This window comes from Stenotrophomonas sp. 2201_Sma (assembly GCF_056486685.1).
The window spans coordinates 2,462,601-2,483,393 of record NZ_CM151329.1 but is presented as its reverse complement, the minus strand read 5'-3'; the positions used below and the strand labels follow the sequence as shown (position 1 = coordinate 2,483,393).

The window sequence follows — 20,793 nt, the reverse complement described above, 5'->3', positions numbered from 1 at the left end:
CGGGGGTGATCCACGCGGTGCGTGGTGATCCGGAATCGGGCCCGCTGCCACGGAGCGGTGGCGGCCCCCGCCAGGACGGCACGGAGGGCAGGGAGCAGCCATCGGCGGTGAGGAGCACCCACAGGCGCCACCGGGCGCGGGACAGCGCCCGGTGGCCGGGATGGCGGACGCTGCGCCCCGGATGACGTGGGTCTACGGTGTGCAGCTGCGTTTGCGGCTAGAGTTTAAGGACGCGACGGTAGCTCAACGGACCGCGGCCATCACGCAGCCGCAGCCTCAGTTCCAGCCCGGTGGCCGGCAGCAGCACGCCCTGGCTGGGCAGCGTCGTCCAGCCGGCGCCCGGCTGCCAGGCGCGCACATCGAAGAACTGGACATCGTGCGCCACGGCCAGCCCGCGTGACCGCTCTGGTGGCGGCAACGGATAGCGATCCGATGGCGGCCCGCTGGCCCGCCACAGGGTATTGCCCTGGCGCCACCAGCGCACCCGCTGCCAGCGCAGCCCGTCGCTGCCGACGCTGCGGGTGATCTCCAGCGCGAAACTGCCGTCGGCCTGCCGTTCGCTGACCAGCGCCGGCGGCAGCAGGCGCTGCGGCTGGTCAGCGGGGCGTACCGCACCATTCATCAGGGCATCGTCCGCGCGCATCTCGATGTCGCGCTGGAACTGCTGCAGCACCCGCAATGCGGCATTGGTTCCTGCATCGGCGTGGCGCAGTCGCTGGTCACTGCTGGACACGCTGTCCAGCGCACGCCAGCAGATCACGGCCAGCACGCCCATGAGGGTGATCGCGATCATCACTTCGATCAGGGTGAAGCCCTGCACGCGCCGTTTCACGGTGCAGCGGTCCATGGCAGCAGCATGCGTGCCAGCGACTGCGTTGGTGCATCCTCCGCCACCACGATGAGCTCCAGCAGCGGCAGCCCGTCGCTGCCGCTGCCCAGATGCTGCCGCACCAGGAAGCGGCTGCGACCCTGCACGCAGCGCTGCTGCACATCCGCGGGCGGTTGCGCGGCCAGCCGCAGTTCCTGCCAGCGGTCCTGTGCGCACAGCAGTGCCAGACGTCGGTCGCGCAGCCGCGACTGGTCATCGGTTGCCACTGCCACCGAGCGCATCACCGCCGCCAGCGCGACTGCCACGATGGCCAGTGCGATCAGTACCTCGATCAAGGTGAAACCCCGCCGCGGCCGCATCACTGCACGACCTGCAGCTGTCCACTGCCGTCGTCGCGAAGGCGCAGCTGTCGCCCCTGCAGCGACAGCGCCAGCTCCCACGGCACGCCGATCCATTCCGGACTCAGTTCGATGGCTGCCGCCGGCTGTACGGCGATGCCCGGGCTCTGCCACCGCTGGGGGCGCAGCAGGTCGTCGCGCTGCACGTCGGTCCAGCGGTCGCCCTCGCGTCGGCTGAAGCGGTAGCCCTCGGCATCCGCCTGCCAGCGGAGGCTGCGGCCATCGATGCGGGCCTCATCGCGTGCCACCTGCAGGCGTTGCGCCAATCGCTCGCCTTCCTGACGGAGCTGGCGCGCAGGATCGAGCAGTGTGCCCAGGCCCAGGCCGATGGCCGTTGTACAGATGCCGATGATGACCAGCACCACCATCAGTTCCAGCAGGGTGAAGCCGCGCGGGATGCGCCGCATCGACATCGCCTCCTGTGCCTGCCGATCGCGGACAGGGTAGCGGCGGATGATGAAACAAAAGCGTCAGCGGCGACTGCTAGCGTGGTGGCCGTCAATGTCGACGAAGGTGCGGAACATGGACGGCAGGCGCTGGGATCGCAATCACCTGCTGACACTGCTGGCGGCGACGCTGCTGCTGGCCGTGATGGCCTACTGGGGCATTGCCCTGCTCGCTGCAGGACCACCCGCGGCGGCCAGCGCGGTAAGGCCGTCGACACCGGCCCGGCCACCGTTCGACGCTGCGGCCAGCGCTCCGCTGGTGCGGCTGCTGTCACCGGGTGCGATCCACACCGAGGTAGTGGTGCTGGGTGTGATGGCCAGCGCGCACGCACCGCTGGCACTGCTGTCGGTCGATGGTGGCGCGGTCGATGCCTATGTGCCGGGGCAGCGCCTGGGACCGTCCACGGTACTGGCCGGCATCGGCGCGGAGACCATCGAACTGCAGCAGGCGGGGCGGTCGCGCAGCCTGCCGGTGCCCGCGCTGCCGCCCGTTCCTGCCGATGGCATCGTGCCTGCCGCTGCGGGGCGGCACTGAGGCGCGATCAGCGAGAGGGGCGCTGCGGTGTCACCGCGCGACCAAAGGCGTCGCCCATCCGTTGCCGGGTGCCTTCCAGGTTGTACTGCATGAGCTGGTTGCCGGGCTGCCGCATCAGCCGCTCCGACTCGGACAGGCGCGGTGATCGTGCACGTGGCGGTGCCGGTGCGAGCCTGCGCTGCAGACATTCCCAGGCCGGAATGCGCTCTCCGTTGACCTGCACGTCGATGCAGGGCGGTGTGTCCGCGCGCGTTGCGCGGTCATCGGCGTGCGCAACCGGCATCGCGATGGACGCGAGCAGCGCCACGGCAGGCCAGCGCCATGCAGTCAGGATCATGCTCATCTCCTATCTCCCGCCACCCCATGTCGGCTGCTTCATGGACGGGTGGCGGGCGCAGTGTCCGCCTGCGCGCATTCCGCCGCCGTCAACAGATGACAGTGCTGTCACAAAACTGTTGGCGGCTTTGACGCGCCCTGCACGTCCTGTGGGTAGACCCACGCGCCGCTCCCTGGCCACTTCCTTCGATACGACGCGATGCCTTCAATGACGCCTGTTCCGTGCCGAGCTGTCCGACTCCCGCTGCGCCTGCGTCCGCGGGTACTCGCGCTGGCCGTGGCGTCCCTGCCATTGCCGCTGCTCGCGCAGGATGCCACGCCGGCGGCCAGGGTGAACATCAACGAGTACATCGTGCGCGGCAACACCGTACTTGATCCGCGCCTGATCGAGCGCGCCGTTGAGCCCTATCTCGGCCCGGGCAGGACGTTGGCCGACGTCGAGCAGGCGCGCGATGCAGTCAGCGCGCTGTACCAGCAGGCGGGATACCAGTCGGTGTACGTGGAACTGCCCGAGCAGCAGGTCAGTGCCGGCGTGGTGCTGCTGAAGGTGCAGCAGACGCCGATCGGCGAACTGCGCGTGGTCGGTGCTGCGCCTGCTGCGGCGGCGCGTATCCGCGCACGGGTACCGGCGCTGGCCGAGGGCCAGGTGCCGGATTTCGACCGGGCGCAGAAGGAACTGACCGCGCTCAACGAAGGCGGTCGCCGCCAGGTGATGCCGCTGGTCCGCGAGGGAAAGACGCCCGGCACGATGGACGTGGACCTGCAGGTGGAAGAAAAGTCGCCCTGGCGAGCGAGCGCCGCGCTCAACAATGACCGCAGTGCCGACACCGAGAAACTGCGCCTGAGTGCCTCGCTGGCGCATGACAACCTGTGGGGACGCGGGCACAGCGCCAGTCTCGGCGTGTTCCTCGCTCCGGAAGATACAGATCAGGCCAAGGTGTTCTCGGCGTCGTACACGCTGCCGTTTGAAGGCAGCCCCTGGAGCCTGGAGGCGTCGGGCTATACCTCCGACAGCCGCGTGCTCAATGCCGGTGGCCAGGGGGGTGCGGGAACCGGCACCAACGTGATCGGCAATGGCCATTCGATCGGGCTCAAGCTCAATTACCGCCTGCCCGGCAGCACTGCCTGGTGGCGGCAGCTCAGCCTCGGCGTCGACTTCAAGGACACCGAGGAGGACACCTGGATGGGCAGCGACAACCTGAAGACCCCCCTGAAGTACGCACCGCTCACGCTGGCATTCGTGGGTGTGCGCCAGGGCGAACAGGACCAGCTGAGCATCAGCACGCAGCTGGTGGCCGGAACGCGCCGCCTGTTCGGCTATGGCAGCACTGGGTACGACTTCAGCCAGAAGCGGGCGTGGGCCGATCCCAGCTTCGTCGCACTCAAGGCCGATGTGTCGAATACGCATACCTTCGGCAGCGACTGGCAATGGTATGCACGCGGGGCCCTGCAGGTGACCGATGCGCCACTGGTCTCGGCCGAGCAGTTCGCCGCCGGCGGCATGTACACCGTGCGCGGCTACCTGTCGGCCGAGGCGATCGGTGACTACGGCGGTGTGGCGAACCTGGAATGGCGCACCCCGGCATGGCCGCTGTGGAGCGGCAGCCAGCTTCGCGCGTACAGCTTTGCCGATGCGGCCTACCTGCGTCTGCGGCGGCCGCTGCCCGAACAGCGCGACCAGTACAACCTGGCCTCGGTCGGGCTCGGCGCGCAGCTGCGCCTGGGAGATCACCTGCAGTTGCGCCTGGACTATGCGTGGCCCTATGCCGATGGGCCGGTGACCCGCAAGGACGACCCGCGGCTTCATTTCAACATCAGCACCAGTTACTGACCCTTCCCTTGAACATGCGTTCTCCGGAGACCCCTCGCATGGACCGTTTGCTTTCCCGGATGTTGCTGCTGCTGGCCGCGCTGATCGCGCTGCCCGCCGCTGCGGCCGATGCCAGCTGGTGGCAGGCCGAATGGAAATACCGCAAGCCGATCACGATCGACGCAGGCCCGCAGGGTGCCGGTCTGGCAGGCGACCCCGGTCGAACCCCGCTGCTGCTTCGCCTGCATACGGGCAACTTCGGTTTCGACGGCACCCAGGCCGCGGGCAGCGATCTGCGTTTCGTGTCGGCAGACGGGCGCACCGTGCTGGCGCACCAGATCGAACAGTTCGACCCGGCGCTGGGGCTGGCCCTGGTGTGGGTGGATGTGCCGGCCGTCAGCGCCGCCGCACCTCAGACGATCTGGATGTACTACGGCAACGACAAGGCGCCGGCCAGTGGGAATGGACAGCAGGTATTCGATCCGGACTACACGCTGGTCTACCACTTCGCCGACGCCAATGCCCCGGCACGTGACACCACGGCCTACGGAAACAATGCGGGCGCAGTGGTGCCGGCCGCCGAAGGTTCGGTGATCGGTCGCGGCGTGCAGTTCGCCGGCACTGCGCTGCCGCTGCCAGCCAGTGCTTCGCTGGCGCAGGAGGCCGGCGCGCCATTGACCGTGTCCGCGTGGATCAAGCCGGGTGCACAGAATGCGGCGCAGGCCATCTATGCCCGTCGCGATGGCAGCGCGGAACTGCTGCTGGGCATCGACAACCGGGTGCCGTTCGTGCAGCTCAATGGCCAGCGCAGCACGCCTGCGCAGCCGATTCCGGAGGGACAGTGGGCGCATCTGGCGCTGACGGCGGAGAAGGGGTCGCTGCAGCTGTATCTCAATGGCCACGTGGTGGCGCAGCTCAGCGGCGAACTTCCGGCCATGTCCACCGCAGCGGTGGTGGGTGCTGACGCGCCGGGTGCCGAGCAGCCGCTGGCCAGCTTCGACGGTGCGCTGGATGAACTGCGGATTTCTCGCGTTGCGCGTCCGGCGGCACTGCTGCTGGCCGATGCCACCGCGCAGGGCGCTGACTCACGCCTGATCAGCTATGGCGCCGATGAGCAGTCCACGGGCCAGAGTCACTTCGGCTTCATCCTGAAGGCGATGCCGTTCGACGCCTGGGTGGTGGTGGCCATCCTCGGCCTGATGATGCTGATGTCGTGGGCGATCATGATCGCCAAGAGCCGTCACTTCGGCCGCACCGGCAAGGCCAATGCGGTGTTCACTGATGCTTTCGGCAAGCTGGCCGGCGTGCCGCTGCGCACGCTCTCGGACATGGACCGGCAGGGCCAGGCACCGGCGGCCATGCGCGAGGGTTCACTGTGGCGCATCTACCAGGTGGCCATCGATGAGATGCAGCAACGCCACCAGCGCGACGGCAACGGCGGCTATCTGAGCGCGGCGACCATCGCGGCGATCCGCGCATCGATGGATGCGGTGATGGTGCGCGAGCAGGAGGCGATGTCGCGTCGCATGAACTGGCTGTCCACCACCATCGAAGGCGCGCCCTATGTGGGCCTGTTCGGTACGGTGATCGGCATCATGCTGGTGTTCGTGGTCGCGGCGATGGCCGGTGCGGTGGACATCAACTCGGTCGCGCCGGGCATGGCGGCGGCTTTGCTGTGTACGGCCGCCGGCCTCGGCGTCGCGATCCCGGCACTGTTCGGCTACAACTGGCTGGGCGCACGCGCCGAGGCGATCGGTGCCGACATGGCCGTGTTCATCGACGAATTCGCCGCCCGCCTGGCTGAAGAGCAGGACGGGCGCGGCCCGGCCACGGCGCAGGGCTGAGGAGCGCGTCATGGCCCAGAAGGCGAAGTTCGGCATCAAGAAGCGCGAGAAGGGCATCAACGTGACGCCCTTCGTCGATGTGCTGCTGGTGGTGCTGGTGATCTTCATCCTCACCAGCAACGCCTCCATTCCCGGCATCGAGGTCAACCTGCCGAAGGCCAGCAACAGTGTGGCGCTGGAGAAGCCCAAGACCAAGGCGATCACCATCGATCCCAGCGGCCAGGTGTTCCTTGACGCCTACCCGGTGACGATGGCCGAGCTGGAGGACCGCCTGCGGACAGAGCGTGCGACCTCGCCGGACTTCCCGGTAATCGTGCGTGGCGACGCCCAGGTGCAGTACGCGCGCGTGGTCGAGGTGCTGGATCTGCTGCGGCGGCTGGAACTGGCCCAGGTTGGCCTGGTCACCGGCAAGGCACAGGGCTGAGGCATGACCGGCCCTCATTCCCCACGGCCGGAGCCCGGCATGCGTGACCGCCCGCTGCTGGTGACCGTCGCGCTGGTGCTGGCGGCGCTGCTGGTAGTGGGCGCCGTGCTGTGGTGGCTGCTGTTCAAGGACACGGCCAGCATCCGCCGCCCCGTGGTGCAGCCGCCGATGCTGGCGTTGCCACCCCCGCCGCCACCCCCACCGCCGCCGCCTGAGAAGCCCCCCGAACCGGAGACCCCGCCGGAGGAGACCCTGCCCGAGCCAGAGCCGCTGGATCAGCCGACCCCGGCCGAGGAGCCGACGCCGACGCCGGACAACGCCGACCCGGTGACCATGAACGCCGACGCGCAGGCGGGCGGTGACAACTTCGGCATCCAGGCGGGCAGTGGCGGCGGCGCGTCCGGTACCGGTCGCGGTGGTGCCGGCAATGCCACCTATGGCCGCTATCTGGGTTACCTGATGCAGCAGGCGATTGCGCGCGATGCGCGGGTCAAGCGCCTGGCCTTCCAGTTGCAGGTGAACGTGTGGCTGGCGCCGGATGGGCGCCTGGAGAAAGTCGAGCTGGTGCGCGGCAGCGGCAATGAAGAGGCCGACGCCGCCGTGCTCGACGCACTGCGCCAGATCGGCCGGGTGGACCAGCCGCCGCCACCTTCACTGGACTTCCCCGCGCGCGTGCTTGTGCAGGGCCGCAGGCCGGGGGCGTGAACCGTGATTTCCCCGATTTCCCTTCTTCCGATGAGAACCGTGATGAACAACCACGTCCGCGCTCGAACCGACTCCCGCCCGCCGCGGCCGGCCCGACGGGCGCTGCTGTGCTGCGCTGTGCTGCTCAGCCTGGCGGCGCCGGCCGGTGCAATGGCTGCTGAGACCACCATGATCAAGCTGATCAAAGGCCTGATGGCCAGTGGCGCGCTCAAGCCCGAGGACGGCCAGGCGCTGCTGGTGCAGGCCGAAGCCGAGGCAGCGGCAGGCCAGCGCGGCGCCACGGGTGCTGCATCGGCCAGCAGTGGAGGCATCGCGCTTGAGGCGGGCGATGTGCGTGTGCCCTATGTGCCGCAGAGTGTCCGTGATGGCATCCGCGACGAAGTGCGCCAGGACGTAATGGCGCAGGCGAAGGCGGAGGGCTGGGCGGCGCCGAATGAGGTCGCCGAATGGACACAGCGCATCAAGGTGACCGGGGACGTGCGTGTGCGCAGCGAGTCGCGCTTCTATGGCGATGACAACAGCGGCATCGTCAGCAACTGGGCCGCGGTCAATGCGGGCAGTGGATTCGACACCAACACCAATACCAACCTGCAGCTGCCGCCCTTGCTCAACACCCGACAGGACCGCCGTAACCTGTGGCGCATCCGCGCCCGCCTGGGGGTCGAGGCCATGATCGGCGATCACACCACCGCTGGCATCCGCCTGGCCAGCGGCAGCAGCAATGGCCCGGTGTCCACCACCGAGCAGCTGGGGGGCGGCCTGAGCAAGAAGGACGTGTGGCTCGACCAGGCATGGCTGGCCTACAGTCCGGCTGACTGGGTGACCGTGCGTGGTGGCCGTTTCGGCAATCCGTTCTGGAGCAGCGACACCCTGTTCTCCAACGATCTGAATTTCGATGGACTTGCCGCCAACCTGAAGTACGGGTTCGGCGACGGCGATCTGGACCTGTTCGGCACCCTTGCCGTGGCGCCGCTGGAGTACACCTCGGACAGCCTGCAGAGCCGCAGCGGAGAGAAGTCGCCGAACGAGAACAAATGGCTGTCCGGCGCGCAGGCTGGCGTGAACTGGCGCTTCAACGACGACAACGCACTGCGGGCCGCACTGGGCTACTACGACTTCAAGAACATCAGCGGTCGGCTGTCCTCGCCCTGTGCCCTGTACTCCGGCGCCGTCGGCTGCGACACCGACTGGTCGCGCCCGGCGTTCATGCAGAAGGGCAACACCCTGATGCTGATCCGCGACATTGCGCTCAATCCGATGGATCCGGCCGGCACGCCGACGCCGCAGTATGTCGGCCTGGCGTCCGCCTTCCGCCTGGCCACGCTGAACCTGCGTTGGGATACCCGGCTGGCGCAGGACATCGGACTGCGCCTGGAGGGCGACTTCATCCGCAACCTGGCGTACGACACGCAGGCGATGTTCCGCCGCGCCAACAACGGCATCGTCAACAATTTCGGTGCGGGTGACGCTCCCGGCATCGATACGTTCCGCAGCGGCGACACCGCGTGGATGCTGCAGGCAACGTTCGGCGCCACCGACCTGAAGGAGAAGGGGCAGTGGCAGGCACTGCTGGGCTACAAGCGGATCGAGGCCGATGCGCTGCCGGATGCCTACAACGATCCGAACTTCCATCTGGGTGGCACCAACGCGCGCGGCTATTACGTGGGTGGTGCCTATGCGTTGGACGCGCGCAGCTGGATCAGCGGCAAGTGGATGGCTGCCAAGGCGGTGTCGGGCCCGCCGCTGGCGATCGATGTGTTCCAGCTGGAGTTCAACACCGGCTTCTGAGCCGCCAGCGATGACGGGCCGGCACGAAACGTGGCGGGGGTGCAGCGATGCGCCCGTCTAGGGAAAGGAGACCACGCGTGGCAACAAGGAGGAGTGTGATGAGCCGTCGCAAGCTGTTCGAAAATCCCGGGACGTCCAGCCAGATGCTGGGCATCGGTCCGGCCTATGTCTCGGTGGAGGGCCTGCGCCAGCACCTGGCCGAGTTCCTGCTGTACGCCGGCCGCCCGGTGGTGATCATGCGCGGGCGCAGCGAGGTGGGCTATTTCCTGCCGTCCCGCTGCTGGCGCCAGCGTGACGACGATCCGCTGGCGGCCGCCGCGGCCAACCAGATGCTGGATGCCGCGGGTTTCCAGGCCGAAGACATCCAGCAGGTGGAGCGGGAGTTCAACGCGATGCGCCAGCGTACCGTGCTGCACCCGCGCCGTTAGCGCTTTCCGGAAGCGGCGTTCTGGCCGCGTTCGCTGGTGATGCGCGCCCCTTCGCGCATCACCAGGGTGACCGGGGTCTTCTCGACCACCTCCAGCAGTCGCTGCCACTGGGCATCGTCCAGCGCGGCGCTGGCATGCAGTATGCGGTGCACATGGAAACGACCATCAGGATCGCGCTCCGAACGCAGTTCGGCGTGGAACTCGCCCAGCTCCCAGCCCTTGCGCTGGGCGTACATGCGCAGGGTGATGGCGGTGCAGGCGGCCAGTGAGGCCAGGTACAGATCGAACGGGGCGAATCCCTTGCCCTGGCCGCCCAGCGAGGCCGGCTCGTCGGCGTTGACATCGAAGGTGCCGTTGCTGATGTGGTGCAGGTAGTTGTCAGCCGTCGAGACAATGCGTGCGTAGGCCATGGGCTTCTCCTGTGCGGGGGATGTGGGGCCGGATCAGGCGCGGTGCCGCGCGGCCATCACCGGTGATGATCGGGTGGCAGGGCTATCGTGACAATGGGACTGACGATCCCGGGAGTGGCGGGTGCCGTAGTGCGGGCTGGGCGTGATGGGGTGCCGCGCCCTACAATCACGTCCCGGACCGTCGCCATCACGCCCATCATTCCCCGGTCCGGCCTGGCACCTATGTCTCCCAATGCCCTGGCGCTGGTCGAGCTGTTGATCCGCGAGCGCCGTGCGTTGTCACGCTTCATCGCGCGCTACCTGGACCCGGCCAGCACCGAGGACACCCTGCAGAACCTTTATCTGAAGGCCAGCAGCGTGCCCGGCGATCCGCCGATTCTTGAACCGCGCGGTTACCTGTACCGCATGGCGTACCACCACGCCCTCAACCGCAGCCAGGCCGACGCACGCGAACGGCGGGCGATGGCCGAGTACGCGTGCGAGGTCGGCGATGCCGTTGGTGGTGGTGAGGAGCAGGCTCTGGATCAGGCGCAGCTGCGCGAGATTACCCGGACCATTCTTGCGCTGCCGCCGCAGGTACGTGAATGTTTCGTGCTCAACCGCTACCTGGGCCTGAGCGAGCGTGAGATCGCCGCCCGCCTGGGCATTTCCAAGAGCCTGGTCGGCAAGCATGTGCTGCGCGCGGCAATGCTGATCCAGCAGCACCAGCAGGGCGCACGCCGATGACCTGCAATTACCGTGGGCAGAGGCCGCCCGCCCTTGTCACAACAGTCACGCGCACCGGTTCGTGGTGCGACAGGCTACGACCATGACCACGTCCGAACCCTCGCCGCGACAGGCCAGGCAGGCGTTGCGCTGGGTGATCCGGTGCAGTGCAGGCCCGTTGCCGGACCGGCAGCAGCGGGCCCTGCAGCGATGGCTGCAGGCCGATCCACGCCATGCCTTGGCCTGGCGCCGCCAGCAGGCATTCTGGGACGGCCTGGACGCGGCTGGGCCGGAGGTGCTGGCCGCATTGCCGGCACTGACCTCCGATCGCCAGGGCCTGCGCCCGATCGCCCCGCGCAGGCGCCTGTCCTGGTGGTGGGCCAGCGTGGCCGCGGTGGTGCTGGCGGTCCCAGCCCTCCCCGGGGTCGCATTGTGGGCGCGCAGCGATCTGCGTAGCGGCGATGCACCCCGTGTGGTGCAACTGGAGGATGGCAGCACGGTCGTGCTGGATGCCCGCACCGCGCTGGCCGTCGCATTCGACGGGGATCAGCGGCAACTGCGGCTGCTGCGCGGCCAGGCGTGGTTCCGGGTCGCGCATGAAGCGCGGCCGTTCCGGGTCGAGGCCGGCGGTGGCCTGGTGCGCGACATCGGTACCGCGTTCAGCGTTTCGTTGCAGGACGCGGTGGTGACCGCCCAGGTCAGCGAAGGGGTAGTGGACGCACATCCCGGTGATGGCAGCCTGCAACGGCTGCATGCAGGGCAGGCACGCGCGTTCCGTGACGGACGCTGGCTGCAGCCGGTGAGCAGCCTCGCCAGCGACGCGGTGGCACCCTGGCGGCGCGGTGAGGTTGCCATCGACGATCTGAGCGCGGCGCAGGCCATCGAACGGTTGGCGCGCTATCGGGCCGCACCGGTCTGGGTGCTGGGGACAAAAGCGGAGCAGATCCGGGTCAGTGGCCTGTTCCATCTGCGCCAGCCGGACCCGGCCATCACCGCAGTGGCGGCCCAGGCGGGCCTGCGCTTGCAGCGGCTGCCGGGTGGCGCGCTGGTGGTCTGGTGATGCCGGCAGGGTTTGGAGATCGGGATGAAAAAAACCTGAAAAAAACGTGGGCAGCCTGCGGCGTGCGCTGTCTATAGAGGTACAGCCAGAGCGAAACACCGTTTTTCCTCAAGCCAGACACACCACCGGCAGCGGCTGTGCCCGTGGTTTCCCCACGCTTGAGGAGTTCCGTCCATGCCGTCCACGGCGTCTGCCTGTCACCGTCGCGCCACCACACTGGCCCTGGCCATCTGCACCGCACTGCTGCCGCTGGGCCGGGTGCCGGCCGCGCAGGCGCAATCCAGCACAGCGGCAGCGCTGCGCCAGTACGCCATTCCGGAGCAGTCGCTGGCGGACGCGGTACGTGTCTTCGGGCGCCAGGCCGATGCGCAGGTGGTGTTCCGCAGCGACCTGGTCGAAGGGCGTCGCTCCACTGCGGTGCAGGGTGAGTACAGCCAGATGCAGGCGCTGCAGCGGCTGCTGCAGGGTAGTGGGGTGCGTGCCCAGCGAGGCCTGGATGGCACTTGGAGCCTGCGCGCCGCAGCGGACGCAACGCAGGCATCGGCCGAGGGGGAGGGGGTGCGGGTGACCGATACGCTGGACGTCGCCGGTCGCCTGCAGCCGGAAGGCGGCGAAGCGCGCGATCGCCGTGGCTACGATGACGTGTTCGCGCTGGACCTGACCACGGCCTATTCGGGGCGGGACCGGGTGGAGCGCTTCCGCGGCGCCAACCCGGCCGACGTGGTCAAGGATCTGGTCGGCGTATTCAGCGGCGATGCGCGCAACAGCGGCGCGCTGGACATCAACATCCGCGGCATCCAGGGGCCGGGGCGGGTGCCGGTGAGCGTCGATGGCGGCGAACAGGCCCTCACGGTCTGGCGGGGCTACAACGGCGTCAGCAACCGCAACTACATCGATCCCAACCTGATCGGTGGCATCCAGGTCATCAAGGGGCCCGGCCTGGTGCGTGACGTGCACAGCGGCATCGGCGGCGCGCTGGTCATCAGGACCATCGACATCGATGACGTCGTGCCGGCGGGCGAACGCTTCGGCGGGGAGCTGAAGATAGAAGGCAGCAGCAACGCGGTGGCGCCACGCCTGCCACGCCTCCACAGCGGCGAGGACTACCGGACGGTGCCGGGCTTCCCGCAGGGGTCGCCGAACTCGCCCTATGACGACCGCACCCTGGTGGTGCCGGTGCAGTCGCGCAGCGGCAACACTCCATTCGATGGCGAGGACCAGGCGTGGCGACTGGCGCTGGGCCTGCGCGGCGAGACGGTGGACGTGATGGCGGCCTATGCCTGGCGCCGGCGTGGCAACTATTTCTCCGGCAGCCAGGGCAGCGACTACTACGACCAGGACCCACGCGAGCAGTACGAGTACCAGGGCATCGACTACATCACCACGCTGGCCCGCTACTTCAAGCCGGGTGATGAAGTGCCCAATACGTCGAGTGAACAGGAGTCGTGGCTGCTCAAGGCGACGTGGCAGATCAATGACGACCAGCAGCTGAAGGCGAGCTGGCGGCACACGCTCTCGCACTACGGCGAGATCATGCCTTCGCGCATCCTGTCGGCGCCGGACTACGGCCGCATCCAGTGGCCGTTGAGCCGCGTCGACTCGGATGCCTGGAACCTGGAGTATCGCTGGCAGCCGGCCGGCAGCCGCTGGCTGGATCTGTATGCCAATCTGTGGCGCACCGAGACCGACAGCGATACCTATACCGCGGGCGGCTTCCCCAACTTCGCGCCGGGCAATCCGCAATGGGACCCTGAAGCCAGCCCGATCCTGCGCAACACCGCTCTGGCCAACGCGCGCAACGATCGCACCGGCCTGACGGTCAGCAACCGCTTCGCGTTGCACTCCAGCCTCGACCTGACCGTAGGGGGCAACTGGCAGTACGAGAGCCTGGGTTCGCGCGATCCCTACTTCGGCACCACTGATGGCTGGCGCATGTTTCCGCGTGCCGGCCGCCGCCAGGAGGGCGAGGGCTACCTCAACCTGGAATGGCGTCCGCTCGATGTCATCACCCTCAACGCCGGCGTCCGCTACAGCCGCTACTGGGCCTTCGACGACTTCCTCGACGCGCACCCGGAGCTTCTGACCAAGGGGGTGGGCAGCAAGCAGGCTACCTATCGGGTCAACGAGCTGCCCGAGCGACCGGCCAGCCTGCAGGCAGAGATCGATGCGCTGGAAGCAGAACGCGAGTTCTGGGAGAGCATCGGCATGGGCTCGGTGATCGATGATTCGATCCGGGGACTGCTGGCCTATTACGAAACACCGCAGGCAGTGGAGCACAACATCGCGTGGCTGCCCGACGCCAACGGCAACTATGCCCGTGCCACCAACCCGTGCCTCAACGGCGAGGTGGCTGCGATCCCGGGCGTACTGCCGTTGTTCGCCGGCAGCGACCTGGTCTGCAGCATCGGCAACACCGTGCAGGCGCGGCCGGTGGATGGCAGCAACCGGCGCCAGCGCGATCACGCGTGGCTGCCCACTTTCTCGGCGACGGCGCATCTGTCGCCTGCCGCGCGCATCTACCTGCGCTACAGCGAAGCAGTGCGTTTCCCGAGCATGTTCGAAAGCACCATCGCGTTCTCCAGCAGCCTCAACCCGCTGTATGACCTCAAGCCGGAGCATGCCTACAACTACGAGCTGGGTTACGTGCACGACCTGTCGGCGCTGTTCGGAAACACCGCCGACGCCGACGTCAAGCTGGCCTATTACGTGCACAAGACCCGCAACGTGATCGAGCGCGATGCCTACTTCCTGTTCGACAACATTGACAAGCAGACCATCCGCGGCATCGAACTGCAGGCACGCTTCGACAACCGCCGTTTCTTCACCGATCTGGGCATCGCCCGCACGCTGGAGAACGAGGTCTGCGACGAGAGCAGTGCCGTGCTGCTGGATGCCAACCGTGGCCTGGTCCCGAACTGCGTGCAGGACGGGTTCGTCAGCGGCTACCTGCTGACCCAGGCGATTCCGAAGCTGTCGGTCAACGCGTCACTGGGCACCCGCCTGTTCGACGAACGACTGGAGCTGGGCAGCCGGATCATCCACTACCGGCGCCACGAAAACCCGGACCTGCAGGCCTACCGCGACCGGTTGCTGGCCGGTGGCAGCAGCCTGCTCTGGCAGAACGTGCCCTTCACCTGGGGAAACATCACCACGGTGGATGCGTATGCGCGCTGGCGCTTCAACGAGCACGCCAGCGTGGAGCTGGTCGGCAGCAATCTCGGCAACCGCTACTACGTCGACCCGGCCACGCGGTCCACGCTGCCGGCGCCGGGCCGCACCCTCAAGCTGGGCATCACCGCACGCTTCTGAGCACCTGCATTCAAGCGTTGTACCCGTAGTTCCCTCAACCCAAGGAGCAACACCATGAAAATGATCTCCCGTTCCGTCCTGGCGGTCGCCGCCTCCTTCGCCCTGGCCGGCGCGGCGCAGGCAGCCGACATCGTCGGTGCGGCCAGCCCGGTGACCGATGCCGAGCTGTATGTCGCCGTCGGTGATTCCCAGGTCAACGGTGGCCCGCACTCGGCCGGCAAGGCCGGTATCGGCGTCGGCACCGTGTCCAACGCCCGTCGCGTCGATTTCCAGGGCCTGGCCAGCTATTCGGTGCCGACCACCATCAATGGCACCACCGTGCGCACGCTGGCCATGCCGATCACCGGTGCACCGGGCAGCCACGCGGGCATGGGCCACTTCAACTTCGTCAAGGTCGGCAGTGGTGATGTCTGGTTCGGTGAATGGTCCAAGGACGGCGCCGCAGGTGGCTTCAACAACCGCCAGGTCTACTTCGTCGGCGACCGTGCCGGCACCACCCTGCCGGCCGGCGTGGCCACCTACAGCGTGGCTGGCCTGAACAAGTTCAACGGCAGCAACCTGCTCAGCGGCACCTTCCGCGCCAACTTCGGCACCGGCACTCTGCTGGGCGGCCTCAGCGGCGGTGGCCTGTCGGTCAACATCAACGCCACCATCAACAGCGCCACCGCCTCGTTCGCAGGCGCGGCCACCGCCAACGGTTCGGTCAGTGGCACCACCCAGGGCCAGTTCTTCGGTGCCAATGCCGCCACCCTCGCCGGTATCGCCACCTTCGCCGGCAACAGCCAGTACGACACCGCCTTCGGCGGCAGCAAGAACTGATCGCCACGCCCCTGACGGGGCAGGGCAGGGACAAGCCGCGATCCGCCAGTCCCTGCTTCGGCCCGCTGCATCGCTTCACACCGGATCGACCATGCGCCTCCCTCTTTTCTGCCTCCTTCTGCTGGCGCTGACCGCCACGGCGCACGCCCAGCAGGATGACCTGCGCCGCATGCTGGAGCAGGGCAACGACGTGCGCCATCAACGCCAGGACCAGCAGCGGCTGCAACAGGCCGAACCGGATCGGCCGACCGTCACCCTCGATGGCCGGACCCTGCGCGTGGAGCGCACGGTCGACGACCTGGGCCAGGCGCTGTACCTGTCGTTGCAGCACCAGCAATGGCCCGCCGCGCAGGCCTTCCTGCACGAGTACATTGAACTTCCCGGCCATGACCCGCTGCTGCGCCACTACGCGCAGGGCGCGCTGGCGCGGGTTGCGGGCGAGCACCATCGCGCGGCCCTTGAGTACGAGGCCCTGCTGGCCCGGCAGCCGGATTTCCTGCCTGCGCGGCTTGAACTGGCGCGGGTCTACGCCGAGGACCAGCGTGACCGGGAGGCGACGTCACTGTTCACCGCGATCGCCGCTGACATCGATGACCGCGACCCTGCCACCGCCGGCGTGCGCGGCCGGGTGCAGGGGTATCTGCAGGCGCTACAGGCGCGGCGGCGCTGGAAGGGCGCACTGTCCGCCGGACCTGCATGGAGCGACAACATCAACCGCAGTTCGGCCAGCCGCACCTGCCTGTTCGGCGTGGGCGAGGACTGCATCATCGAGCGCAGGTTGCCCGATGCCCAGCGCGCACCGGGGGTGGACTACGACGGCAGCCTGGAACGCCGCTGGGCACTGGCCGGCCACCACGGCCTGTATGTGCGCGGGTTGGCCTTCGGCCAGGCATGGAAAGACAACCGCGCCTACAACGAACTCAACGCCACTGTGCAGGCGGGCTACAGCTGGCGCAGTGCGCGGCACACCCTGCTGCTGGCCCCCGGCTACGACTATCAGGCACTGGGCAACCGTACCCTGCAGGGCGCCGCAGGCGCGCATGCGGAATGGCAATACGCACTGGACCCGCGCAGCCTGCTGAAGCTGGAGGCGGACTGGAAGCGCCAGCGCTATCGGCAACCGGGGCTGGCCGACAACTACGATGGCGCGATGAGAGCGCTGTACGCCACCTGGTTCCGTGCGCTCACTGCGCGCTGGACCGTCTTCGCCGGCATCGATCTGGCCGACAGCGGAGCGGCCGACGCAGCCAATGCCTATCGCCAGCGCGGCCTGCGCGTCGGCGCGGCGCGGCAGTGGAGCGGCACGACTGCCACGCTGTTCCTTTCGCTGCGCGAGCGCAGCTACGATGCCTGGAGTCCGCTGCTGGAAGCGCGCCGGCACGACGACGAGCAGAACCTCATCGCGCTGGTACGCAGCGAACGGCTGGCGGTGGCAGGCCTGGTGCCCAGCCTGAGCCTGCGCTACACCCGCATCGACAGCAATGTGGACTGGCTGTACAGCCATGACCGCAGCCTGCTGAGCCTGAAATGGGAGCGTGCGTTCTGACCGCGGGCCGGGCACACAGCGTGTTTGGCCGAGGTGAATGCGATCTCGCTGTTGTCTTCATCCGTCATCACGCGTTCTTGTAGGGCAACTCGCGCATCCTGCGGGCATTGCGGCCGGATGGGCCGCGCGTGTCAGGGAGTACAGCGTGCTGGAGTCGGGCGATGAACGGGAGGGGCTGCAGGGGCTGCGGGTGCTGGTGGCCGAAGATGAATTCGCCATTGCGATGTTCCTGGCCGACTATCTGCAGCTGAAGGGCGCGCACGTCGTGGGCCCGGCCGGTGACCTGCGCGAGTTGGCGCGTCTGGTCGATGATCACCCGATCGACGTCGCCCTGCTGGACATCAACCTGGGTGGTGAGCAGGTGTACCCGCTGGCCGACCGCCTGTCCGAGGCGGGGACGCCGTTCCTGCTGACCTCCGGTTACGACGACAACCTGCCGAGCCGCTTCGCCAGCGCGCCGCGCTGCCCCAAGCCCTACCATATCGACGCGTTGGCCCGGCAGCTGGCCGGACTGGTCGCCGCACCGCGGGCTGCTGCGGGCAAGGTCTGACTGCGCGGCATGGGCCGGCGATTGGATACCGCTGCTCCCTCGTCCGTGCGCGGCACAGCACCTCCGGCGCATCGTCTGGGTGGACTGCATGACGGCATGGATGCGCGCATCGCGCGCCATGACTGGTCAGGGACGCCGCTTGGCCCGACTGGGCGGTGGCCGGCGCATCTGCGCGCCACCGTGGACATGATGCTGGCTCATGGGTTTCCGATGATCATCCTGTGGGGCCAGGAGCTCATCCAGCTCTACAACGACGGCTATGCCGAGATCCTTGCCGACAAGCATCCCGCTGGCTTGGGGCAGCCCACCCGCGACTGCTGGCCCGAGGTCTGGCACATCAACGGGCCGATCTACGACCGGGTCTGGCAGGGTGAGACCGTCACGTTCGAGGACAAGTTGTACCCGCTGGCCCGGCAGGGCCGGCTGGAGGACGTCTGGTTCACCATCACCTACAGTCCGCTCCGCGGCGAGGAAGGGCAGGTGGGCGGTGTGCTGGTCACCATGTTCGAGACCACGGCAGCGCACGTGGCACAGGCCGCGCGTGAGCGCGAGGAGCGGCGGCGGCAGGAGAGCGACCGGCGCTTGGCGCTGGCGTTCAAGGTACTGCCGGTCGGCTTGTGCATTGTCGATGCGCAGGGGCGGATGCAGCTGTCGAACGACCAGATGCGCGCCTATCTTCCCAGCAGCCAGGTGCCCTCGGCCGATCCGGTCAACCAGCACCGATGGCAGGGCTGGCATGCCGATGGCAGCCCGATCGCACCCGAGGATTTCGCCATCGCACGGGCCCTGCGCGGAGAAACCGTGGTGCCCGGACTGGAGTTCCAGTTCACCCATGATGATGGGTGTGTCCGCTGGACGCGGGTCGCGGCGGCGCCGCTGCGAGATGTCGACGGCGAGGTGACGGGCGTGTTCGCCATCGCGGTGGACATCGATGATCTCAAGCGTGCCACCGAGCGGCAGGCGGTATTGCTGGCCGAGTTGCAGCACCGCGTGCGCAACATCATGGCCACGATCCACGCCATCGCCTGGCGCACACGCGAGTCGGTCGACAGCGTGGACGAGTACGCTGACCGCCTGTGCGCACGCCTCATGTCGCTTTCTCGCACGCAGACCCTGCTCACCCGCAGCGCCAATGCCGGGGTGAGCCTGCGTGGCATGCTGGATCAGGAGATCGCGGTGCAGGGACACGCGCCCGACGGATTCCTTCTGCAGGGCGAGGAGGACGTGCTGCTGCCGCCCAAGGCGGCCGAGGTGCTGTCGCTGGCGGTCCATGAACTGGCCAGCAACGCGCTCACGCACGGCGCATCGGTGCACAGCGATACGCGGATCGAGGTGTCCTGGTCGATGCAGGACATCGACGGTGAAGCCTGGCTGGACCTGCACTGGTGCGAGCGGCGCGCGGTGAACGACGACTGGATCGTCCCTTCGCATCGCGGGCTGGGTCGGGCGCTGGTCGAACAGCGCATTCCCTACGAGCTTGGCGGTAGCGGCGAACTTGCGTTCTCACCCCAGGGCGTGGATGCGTGGATCCGTTTGCCGCTGCGCGAGCGCGACAGCCTGCTGCAGACCGATGCCACCTCCAGCCTGTCGCCGCCGCGCGGGTAGCGCCTGCGTTCCTTCAATGGCTGGCCGGGTCAGTGCGTGGCGGCTGCGCCGATCAGGGTGCAGGCGAGCGCCATCGCGACCGGTACCGCCAGATGACGCGTCGCCAGCGCGGTGCCCGTGGTCATCAGCGAAGCCAGGGCAATGCCGAGCGCGAGCACCGGCTGGCCCTGCAGGAACTGGTGGATGCAGCCGGCGCATCCAGCGACGGCCAGGCCAACGGCGAAGCAGACATGGAGCAGGGAGGCAGCATGCATGGGGGGGTCCTCGCGGTGATGCCGTGGGTAGCGGCCGGCGCCGGGGCAAGTTGAGCCGCGATCTTCCATTCCAACGAATGGATCACATTGTGTGCGCGCCACGGTTACGGTGGGCGACCTAGGGTGGTGCTGCAGAAACATTCGAAACGCGTACGAGGAGGCAGCGATGGCACGAACGATTCCCGAGGGGACGCTGGTGGTGGTGGCCGATGGTGGTTCGGCCCGGGTGTTCACCAATGTCGGCAGCGCGCAGCAGCTCACGCTGAAGCAGGAGGGCGAACTGCGGCTGCAGGACATCAGCGAGACGGGCGTCTCCGGGCAGGGCCCGGCCGGTGCCGTTCCCAAGGACATGTCCATCGCCCAGCTCAACGAAGCCACCTTCGCCAAGCAGGTGGCCGAACAGCTCAACGAGGATGCGCTCAACAACCGCTATGCCCACCTGCTGCTGGTGGCCGACCCCACCACGCTCGGACGGATCCGTCCGCTGCTGCACAAGGAGACGCAGGCACGGTTGCTGGGCGACATCGCCAAGGACCTGACCAACGCGCCGCTGGCAGACATCCAGCGCAGCCTGGCGGGGTAACCTCGGTGCCCTTCATGCGCACGCACCTGTCCAGCGAGCCGTCACGCGCCGAAGTGGAGGCGCGCGACGGCTGGCAGCTGCTGGAATTCGGTGCGCACTGGTGCGGCCATTGCCAGGCGGCACAGCCGGCGCTGCAGGAGGTCGTGGAAGCACATGATCTGGCGCACTGGAAGATCGAGGATGGGAAAGGGCGGGCGCTCGGGCGCTCGTTCCAGGTGAAGCTGTGGCCCACGGTGATCCTGCTGCACGACGGCCGGGAAGTGGCACGCGTGGTGCGTCCGCGCGTGCGTGCCGATCTCGCCGCGCTGGAGGGCGCGCTGCCCGACTGAGGGCACGCTGCACCGGGGACTGCGGCCGCACTGCAGCATGCGATGCACGGGCACTGGTGCTAGCATCGGCACACCATCTG

22 protein-coding genes are annotated in these 20,793 nt (G+C 68.1%); 16 read left to right on the top strand and 6 right to left on the bottom strand.

Annotation, left to right across the window (positions count from 1 at the left end):
• Positions 1 to 217 precede the first annotated feature (217 nt).
• Genes ACZLIF_RS11680 through gspH form a run of 3 tightly spaced genes read right to left on the bottom strand, consistent with a single transcriptional unit; the run spans position 218 to position 1,634 of the window.
• Positions 218 to 832, bottom strand: a complete 615-nt coding sequence (locus ACZLIF_RS11680; protein WP_128988300.1) for a prepilin-type N-terminal cleavage/methylation domain-containing protein — start codon at positions 830 to 832, stop codon at positions 218 to 220.
• Entirely contained in the window at positions 829 to 1,188 is a 360-nt protein-coding gene (gene gspI, locus ACZLIF_RS11675; protein ID WP_478461971.1) for a type II secretion system minor pseudopilin GspI, read from the bottom strand. The genes ACZLIF_RS11680 and gspI overlap by 4 nt, the downstream gene beginning before the upstream one ends.
• Positions 1,188 to 1,634: a type II secretion system minor pseudopilin GspH gene (gspH, locus tag ACZLIF_RS11670; protein WP_053516372.1), complete on the bottom strand. Its 447-nt coding sequence runs from the start codon at positions 1,632 to 1,634 to the stop codon at positions 1,188 to 1,190. Before gspH ends, gspI begins: the two co-directional genes overlap by 1 nt.
• Positions 1,635 to 1,749: 115 nt before the next feature.
• Between gspH and ACZLIF_RS11665 the strand changes: the two genes are divergently transcribed.
• Positions 1,750 to 2,208, top strand: a complete 459-nt coding sequence (locus tag ACZLIF_RS11665; protein WP_128988298.1) for a general secretion pathway protein — start codon at positions 1,750 to 1,752, stop codon at positions 2,206 to 2,208.
• Between the two features lie 7 nt (positions 2,209 to 2,215).
• On the opposite strand, the gene ACZLIF_RS11660 is transcribed toward ACZLIF_RS11665, so the two are convergent.
• Positions 2,216 to 2,551: a hypothetical protein gene (locus ACZLIF_RS11660; RefSeq protein WP_128988242.1), complete on the bottom strand. Its 336-nt coding sequence runs from the start codon at positions 2,549 to 2,551 to the stop codon at positions 2,216 to 2,218.
• Positions 2,552 to 2,752: 201 nt separating this feature from the next.
• On the opposite strand from ACZLIF_RS11660, the gene ACZLIF_RS11655 reads away from it, so the two are divergent.
• The 6 genes from ACZLIF_RS11655 to ACZLIF_RS11630 all read left to right on the top strand — a co-directional run bounded on the left by ACZLIF_RS11655 (position 2,753) and on the right by ACZLIF_RS11630 (position 9,543).
• Positions 2,753 to 4,375: a ShlB/FhaC/HecB family hemolysin secretion/activation protein gene (locus tag ACZLIF_RS11655; RefSeq protein WP_128988240.1), complete on the top strand. Its 1,623-nt coding sequence runs from the start codon at positions 2,753 to 2,755 to the stop codon at positions 4,373 to 4,375.
• A gap of 38 nt (positions 4,376 to 4,413) precedes the next feature.
• Positions 4,414 to 6,198, top strand: coding sequence for a DUF2341 domain-containing protein (locus ACZLIF_RS11650; protein ID WP_128988238.1), 1,785 nt, complete (start codon positions 4,414 to 4,416; stop codon positions 6,196 to 6,198).
• A 10-nt stretch (positions 6,199 to 6,208) separates the two neighbouring features.
• Complete coding sequence (locus ACZLIF_RS11645; protein WP_053516303.1) at positions 6,209 to 6,622, top strand: ExbD/TolR family protein; 414 nt, start codon at positions 6,209 to 6,211, stop codon at positions 6,620 to 6,622.
• A gap of 39 nt (positions 6,623 to 6,661) precedes the next feature.
• A complete protein-coding gene (tolA, locus tag ACZLIF_RS11640) occupies positions 6,662 to 7,327 on the top strand; it encodes a cell envelope integrity protein TolA (RefSeq protein ID WP_478461969.1) in 666 nt (221 codons plus the stop codon).
• A 42-nt stretch (positions 7,328 to 7,369) separates the two neighbouring features.
• Positions 7,370 to 9,115 (top strand): putative porin, encoded by a 1,746-nt coding sequence (locus ACZLIF_RS11635; RefSeq protein WP_478461967.1) that lies wholly within the window; start codon positions 7,370 to 7,372, stop codon positions 9,113 to 9,115.
• Between the two features lie 98 nt (positions 9,116 to 9,213).
• Positions 9,214 to 9,543 (top strand): hypothetical protein, encoded by a 330-nt coding sequence (locus ACZLIF_RS11630; protein WP_065176173.1) that lies wholly within the window; start codon positions 9,214 to 9,216, stop codon positions 9,541 to 9,543.
• Here ACZLIF_RS11630 and ACZLIF_RS11625 read toward each other — a convergent pair.
• Entirely contained in the window at positions 9,540 to 9,953 is a 414-nt protein-coding gene (locus tag ACZLIF_RS11625; RefSeq protein ID WP_065176174.1) for an OsmC family protein, read from the bottom strand. The two genes, ACZLIF_RS11630 and ACZLIF_RS11625, sit on opposite strands and share 4 nt — an antisense overlap.
• A gap of 222 nt (positions 9,954 to 10,175) precedes the next feature.
• On the opposite strand from ACZLIF_RS11625, the gene ACZLIF_RS11620 reads away from it, so the two are divergent.
• The 7 genes from ACZLIF_RS11620 (at position 10,176) to ACZLIF_RS11590 (ending at position 19,547) form a co-directional block, all read left to right on the top strand.
• A complete protein-coding gene (locus tag ACZLIF_RS11620; RefSeq protein WP_128989645.1) occupies positions 10,176 to 10,679 on the top strand; it encodes an RNA polymerase sigma factor in 504 nt (167 codons plus the stop codon).
• Between the two features lie 82 nt (positions 10,680 to 10,761).
• Positions 10,762 to 11,718, top strand: a complete 957-nt coding sequence (locus ACZLIF_RS11615) for a FecR family protein (protein ID WP_128989647.1) — start codon at positions 10,762 to 10,764, stop codon at positions 11,716 to 11,718.
• A gap of 174 nt (positions 11,719 to 11,892) precedes the next feature.
• The gene (locus tag ACZLIF_RS11610) at positions 11,893 to 15,027 is read left to right on the top strand and encodes a TonB-dependent receptor (protein ID WP_128989649.1); all 3,135 of its coding nucleotides are present in this window, start codon (positions 11,893 to 11,895) and stop codon (positions 15,025 to 15,027) included.
• 54 nt (positions 15,028 to 15,081) lie between these two features.
• Positions 15,082 to 15,846 carry a Slam-dependent surface lipoprotein gene (locus ACZLIF_RS11605; protein WP_065176177.1) on the top strand — a complete coding sequence of 255 codons (765 nt, stop codon included), beginning with the start codon at positions 15,082 to 15,084 and terminating at the stop codon, positions 15,844 to 15,846.
• Between the two features lie 91 nt (positions 15,847 to 15,937).
• The gene (locus ACZLIF_RS11600) at positions 15,938 to 17,392 is read left to right on the top strand and encodes a surface lipoprotein assembly modifier (RefSeq protein ID WP_128989651.1); all 1,455 of its coding nucleotides are present in this window, start codon (positions 15,938 to 15,940) and stop codon (positions 17,390 to 17,392) included.
• A gap of 145 nt (positions 17,393 to 17,537) precedes the next feature.
• A complete protein-coding gene (locus ACZLIF_RS11595) occupies positions 17,538 to 17,942 on the top strand; it encodes a response regulator (RefSeq protein ID WP_065176179.1) in 405 nt (134 codons plus the stop codon).
• Positions 17,943 to 17,951: 9 nt separating this feature from the next.
• Entirely contained in the window at positions 17,952 to 19,547 is a 1,596-nt protein-coding gene (locus tag ACZLIF_RS11590; RefSeq protein WP_111186896.1) for a sensor histidine kinase, read from the top strand.
• 29 nt (positions 19,548 to 19,576) lie between these two features.
• On the opposite strand, the gene ACZLIF_RS11585 is transcribed toward ACZLIF_RS11590, so the two are convergent.
• Positions 19,577 to 19,801, bottom strand: a complete 225-nt coding sequence (locus ACZLIF_RS11585; RefSeq protein WP_053516280.1) for a hypothetical protein — start codon at positions 19,799 to 19,801, stop codon at positions 19,577 to 19,579.
• Between the two features lie 166 nt (positions 19,802 to 19,967).
• Here ACZLIF_RS11585 and ACZLIF_RS11580 point away from each other — a divergent pair, with 166 nt between their 5' ends.
• Positions 19,968 to 20,384 (top strand): baeRF12 domain-containing protein, encoded by a 417-nt coding sequence (locus tag ACZLIF_RS11580; RefSeq protein WP_053516277.1) that lies wholly within the window; start codon positions 19,968 to 19,970, stop codon positions 20,382 to 20,384.
• 5 nt (positions 20,385 to 20,389) lie between these two features.
• Positions 20,390 to 20,713, top strand: a complete 324-nt coding sequence (locus ACZLIF_RS11575; RefSeq protein ID WP_478461964.1) for a thioredoxin family protein — start codon at positions 20,390 to 20,392, stop codon at positions 20,711 to 20,713.
• The last annotated feature ends 80 nt before the right edge of the window (positions 20,714 to 20,793 follow it).

Excerpts from the sequence above, each read along its gene's own strand:
- gspI (WP_478461971.1), bottom strand. The coding sequence starts at position 1,188 with ATGCGGCCGCGGCGGGGTTTCACCTTGATCGAGGTACTGATCGCACTG.
- gspH (WP_053516372.1), bottom strand. The coding sequence starts at position 1,634 with ATGCGGCGCATCCCGCGCGGCTTCACCCTGCTGGAACTGATGGTGGTG.
- ACZLIF_RS11665 (WP_128988298.1), top strand. The coding sequence starts at position 1,750 with ATGGACGGCAGGCGCTGGGATCGCAATCACCTGCTGACACTGCTGGCG.
- ACZLIF_RS11660 (WP_128988242.1), bottom strand. The coding sequence starts at position 2,551 with ATGAGCATGATCCTGACTGCATGGCGCTGGCCTGCCGTGGCGCTGCTC.
- ACZLIF_RS11655 (WP_128988240.1), top strand. The coding sequence starts at position 2,753 with ATGACGCCTGTTCCGTGCCGAGCTGTCCGACTCCCGCTGCGCCTGCGT.
- ACZLIF_RS11650 (WP_128988238.1), top strand. The coding sequence starts at position 4,414 with ATGGACCGTTTGCTTTCCCGGATGTTGCTGCTGCTGGCCGCGCTGATC.
- ACZLIF_RS11645 (WP_053516303.1), top strand. The coding sequence starts at position 6,209 with ATGGCCCAGAAGGCGAAGTTCGGCATCAAGAAGCGCGAGAAGGGCATC.
- tolA (WP_478461969.1), top strand. The coding sequence starts at position 6,662 with ATGCGTGACCGCCCGCTGCTGGTGACCGTCGCGCTGGTGCTGGCGGCG.
- ACZLIF_RS11635 (WP_478461967.1), top strand. The coding sequence starts at position 7,370 with ATGAACAACCACGTCCGCGCTCGAACCGACTCCCGCCCGCCGCGGCCG.
- ACZLIF_RS11630 (WP_065176173.1), top strand. The coding sequence starts at position 9,214 with ATGAGCCGTCGCAAGCTGTTCGAAAATCCCGGGACGTCCAGCCAGATG.
- ACZLIF_RS11625 (WP_065176174.1), bottom strand. The coding sequence starts at position 9,953 with ATGGCCTACGCACGCATTGTCTCGACGGCTGACAACTACCTGCACCAC.
- ACZLIF_RS11620 (WP_128989645.1), top strand. The coding sequence starts at position 10,176 with ATGTCTCCCAATGCCCTGGCGCTGGTCGAGCTGTTGATCCGCGAGCGC.
- ACZLIF_RS11615 (WP_128989647.1), top strand. The coding sequence starts at position 10,762 with ATGACCACGTCCGAACCCTCGCCGCGACAGGCCAGGCAGGCGTTGCGC.
- ACZLIF_RS11610 (WP_128989649.1), top strand. The coding sequence starts at position 11,893 with ATGCCGTCCACGGCGTCTGCCTGTCACCGTCGCGCCACCACACTGGCC.
- ACZLIF_RS11605 (WP_065176177.1), top strand. The coding sequence starts at position 15,082 with ATGAAAATGATCTCCCGTTCCGTCCTGGCGGTCGCCGCCTCCTTCGCC.
- ACZLIF_RS11600 (WP_128989651.1), top strand. The coding sequence starts at position 15,938 with ATGCGCCTCCCTCTTTTCTGCCTCCTTCTGCTGGCGCTGACCGCCACG.
- ACZLIF_RS11590 (WP_111186896.1), top strand. The coding sequence starts at position 17,952 with ATGGGCCGGCGATTGGATACCGCTGCTCCCTCGTCCGTGCGCGGCACA.
- ACZLIF_RS11585 (WP_053516280.1), bottom strand. The coding sequence starts at position 19,801 with ATGCATGCTGCCTCCCTGCTCCATGTCTGCTTCGCCGTTGGCCTGGCC.
- ACZLIF_RS11580 (WP_053516277.1), top strand. The coding sequence starts at position 19,968 with ATGGCACGAACGATTCCCGAGGGGACGCTGGTGGTGGTGGCCGATGGT.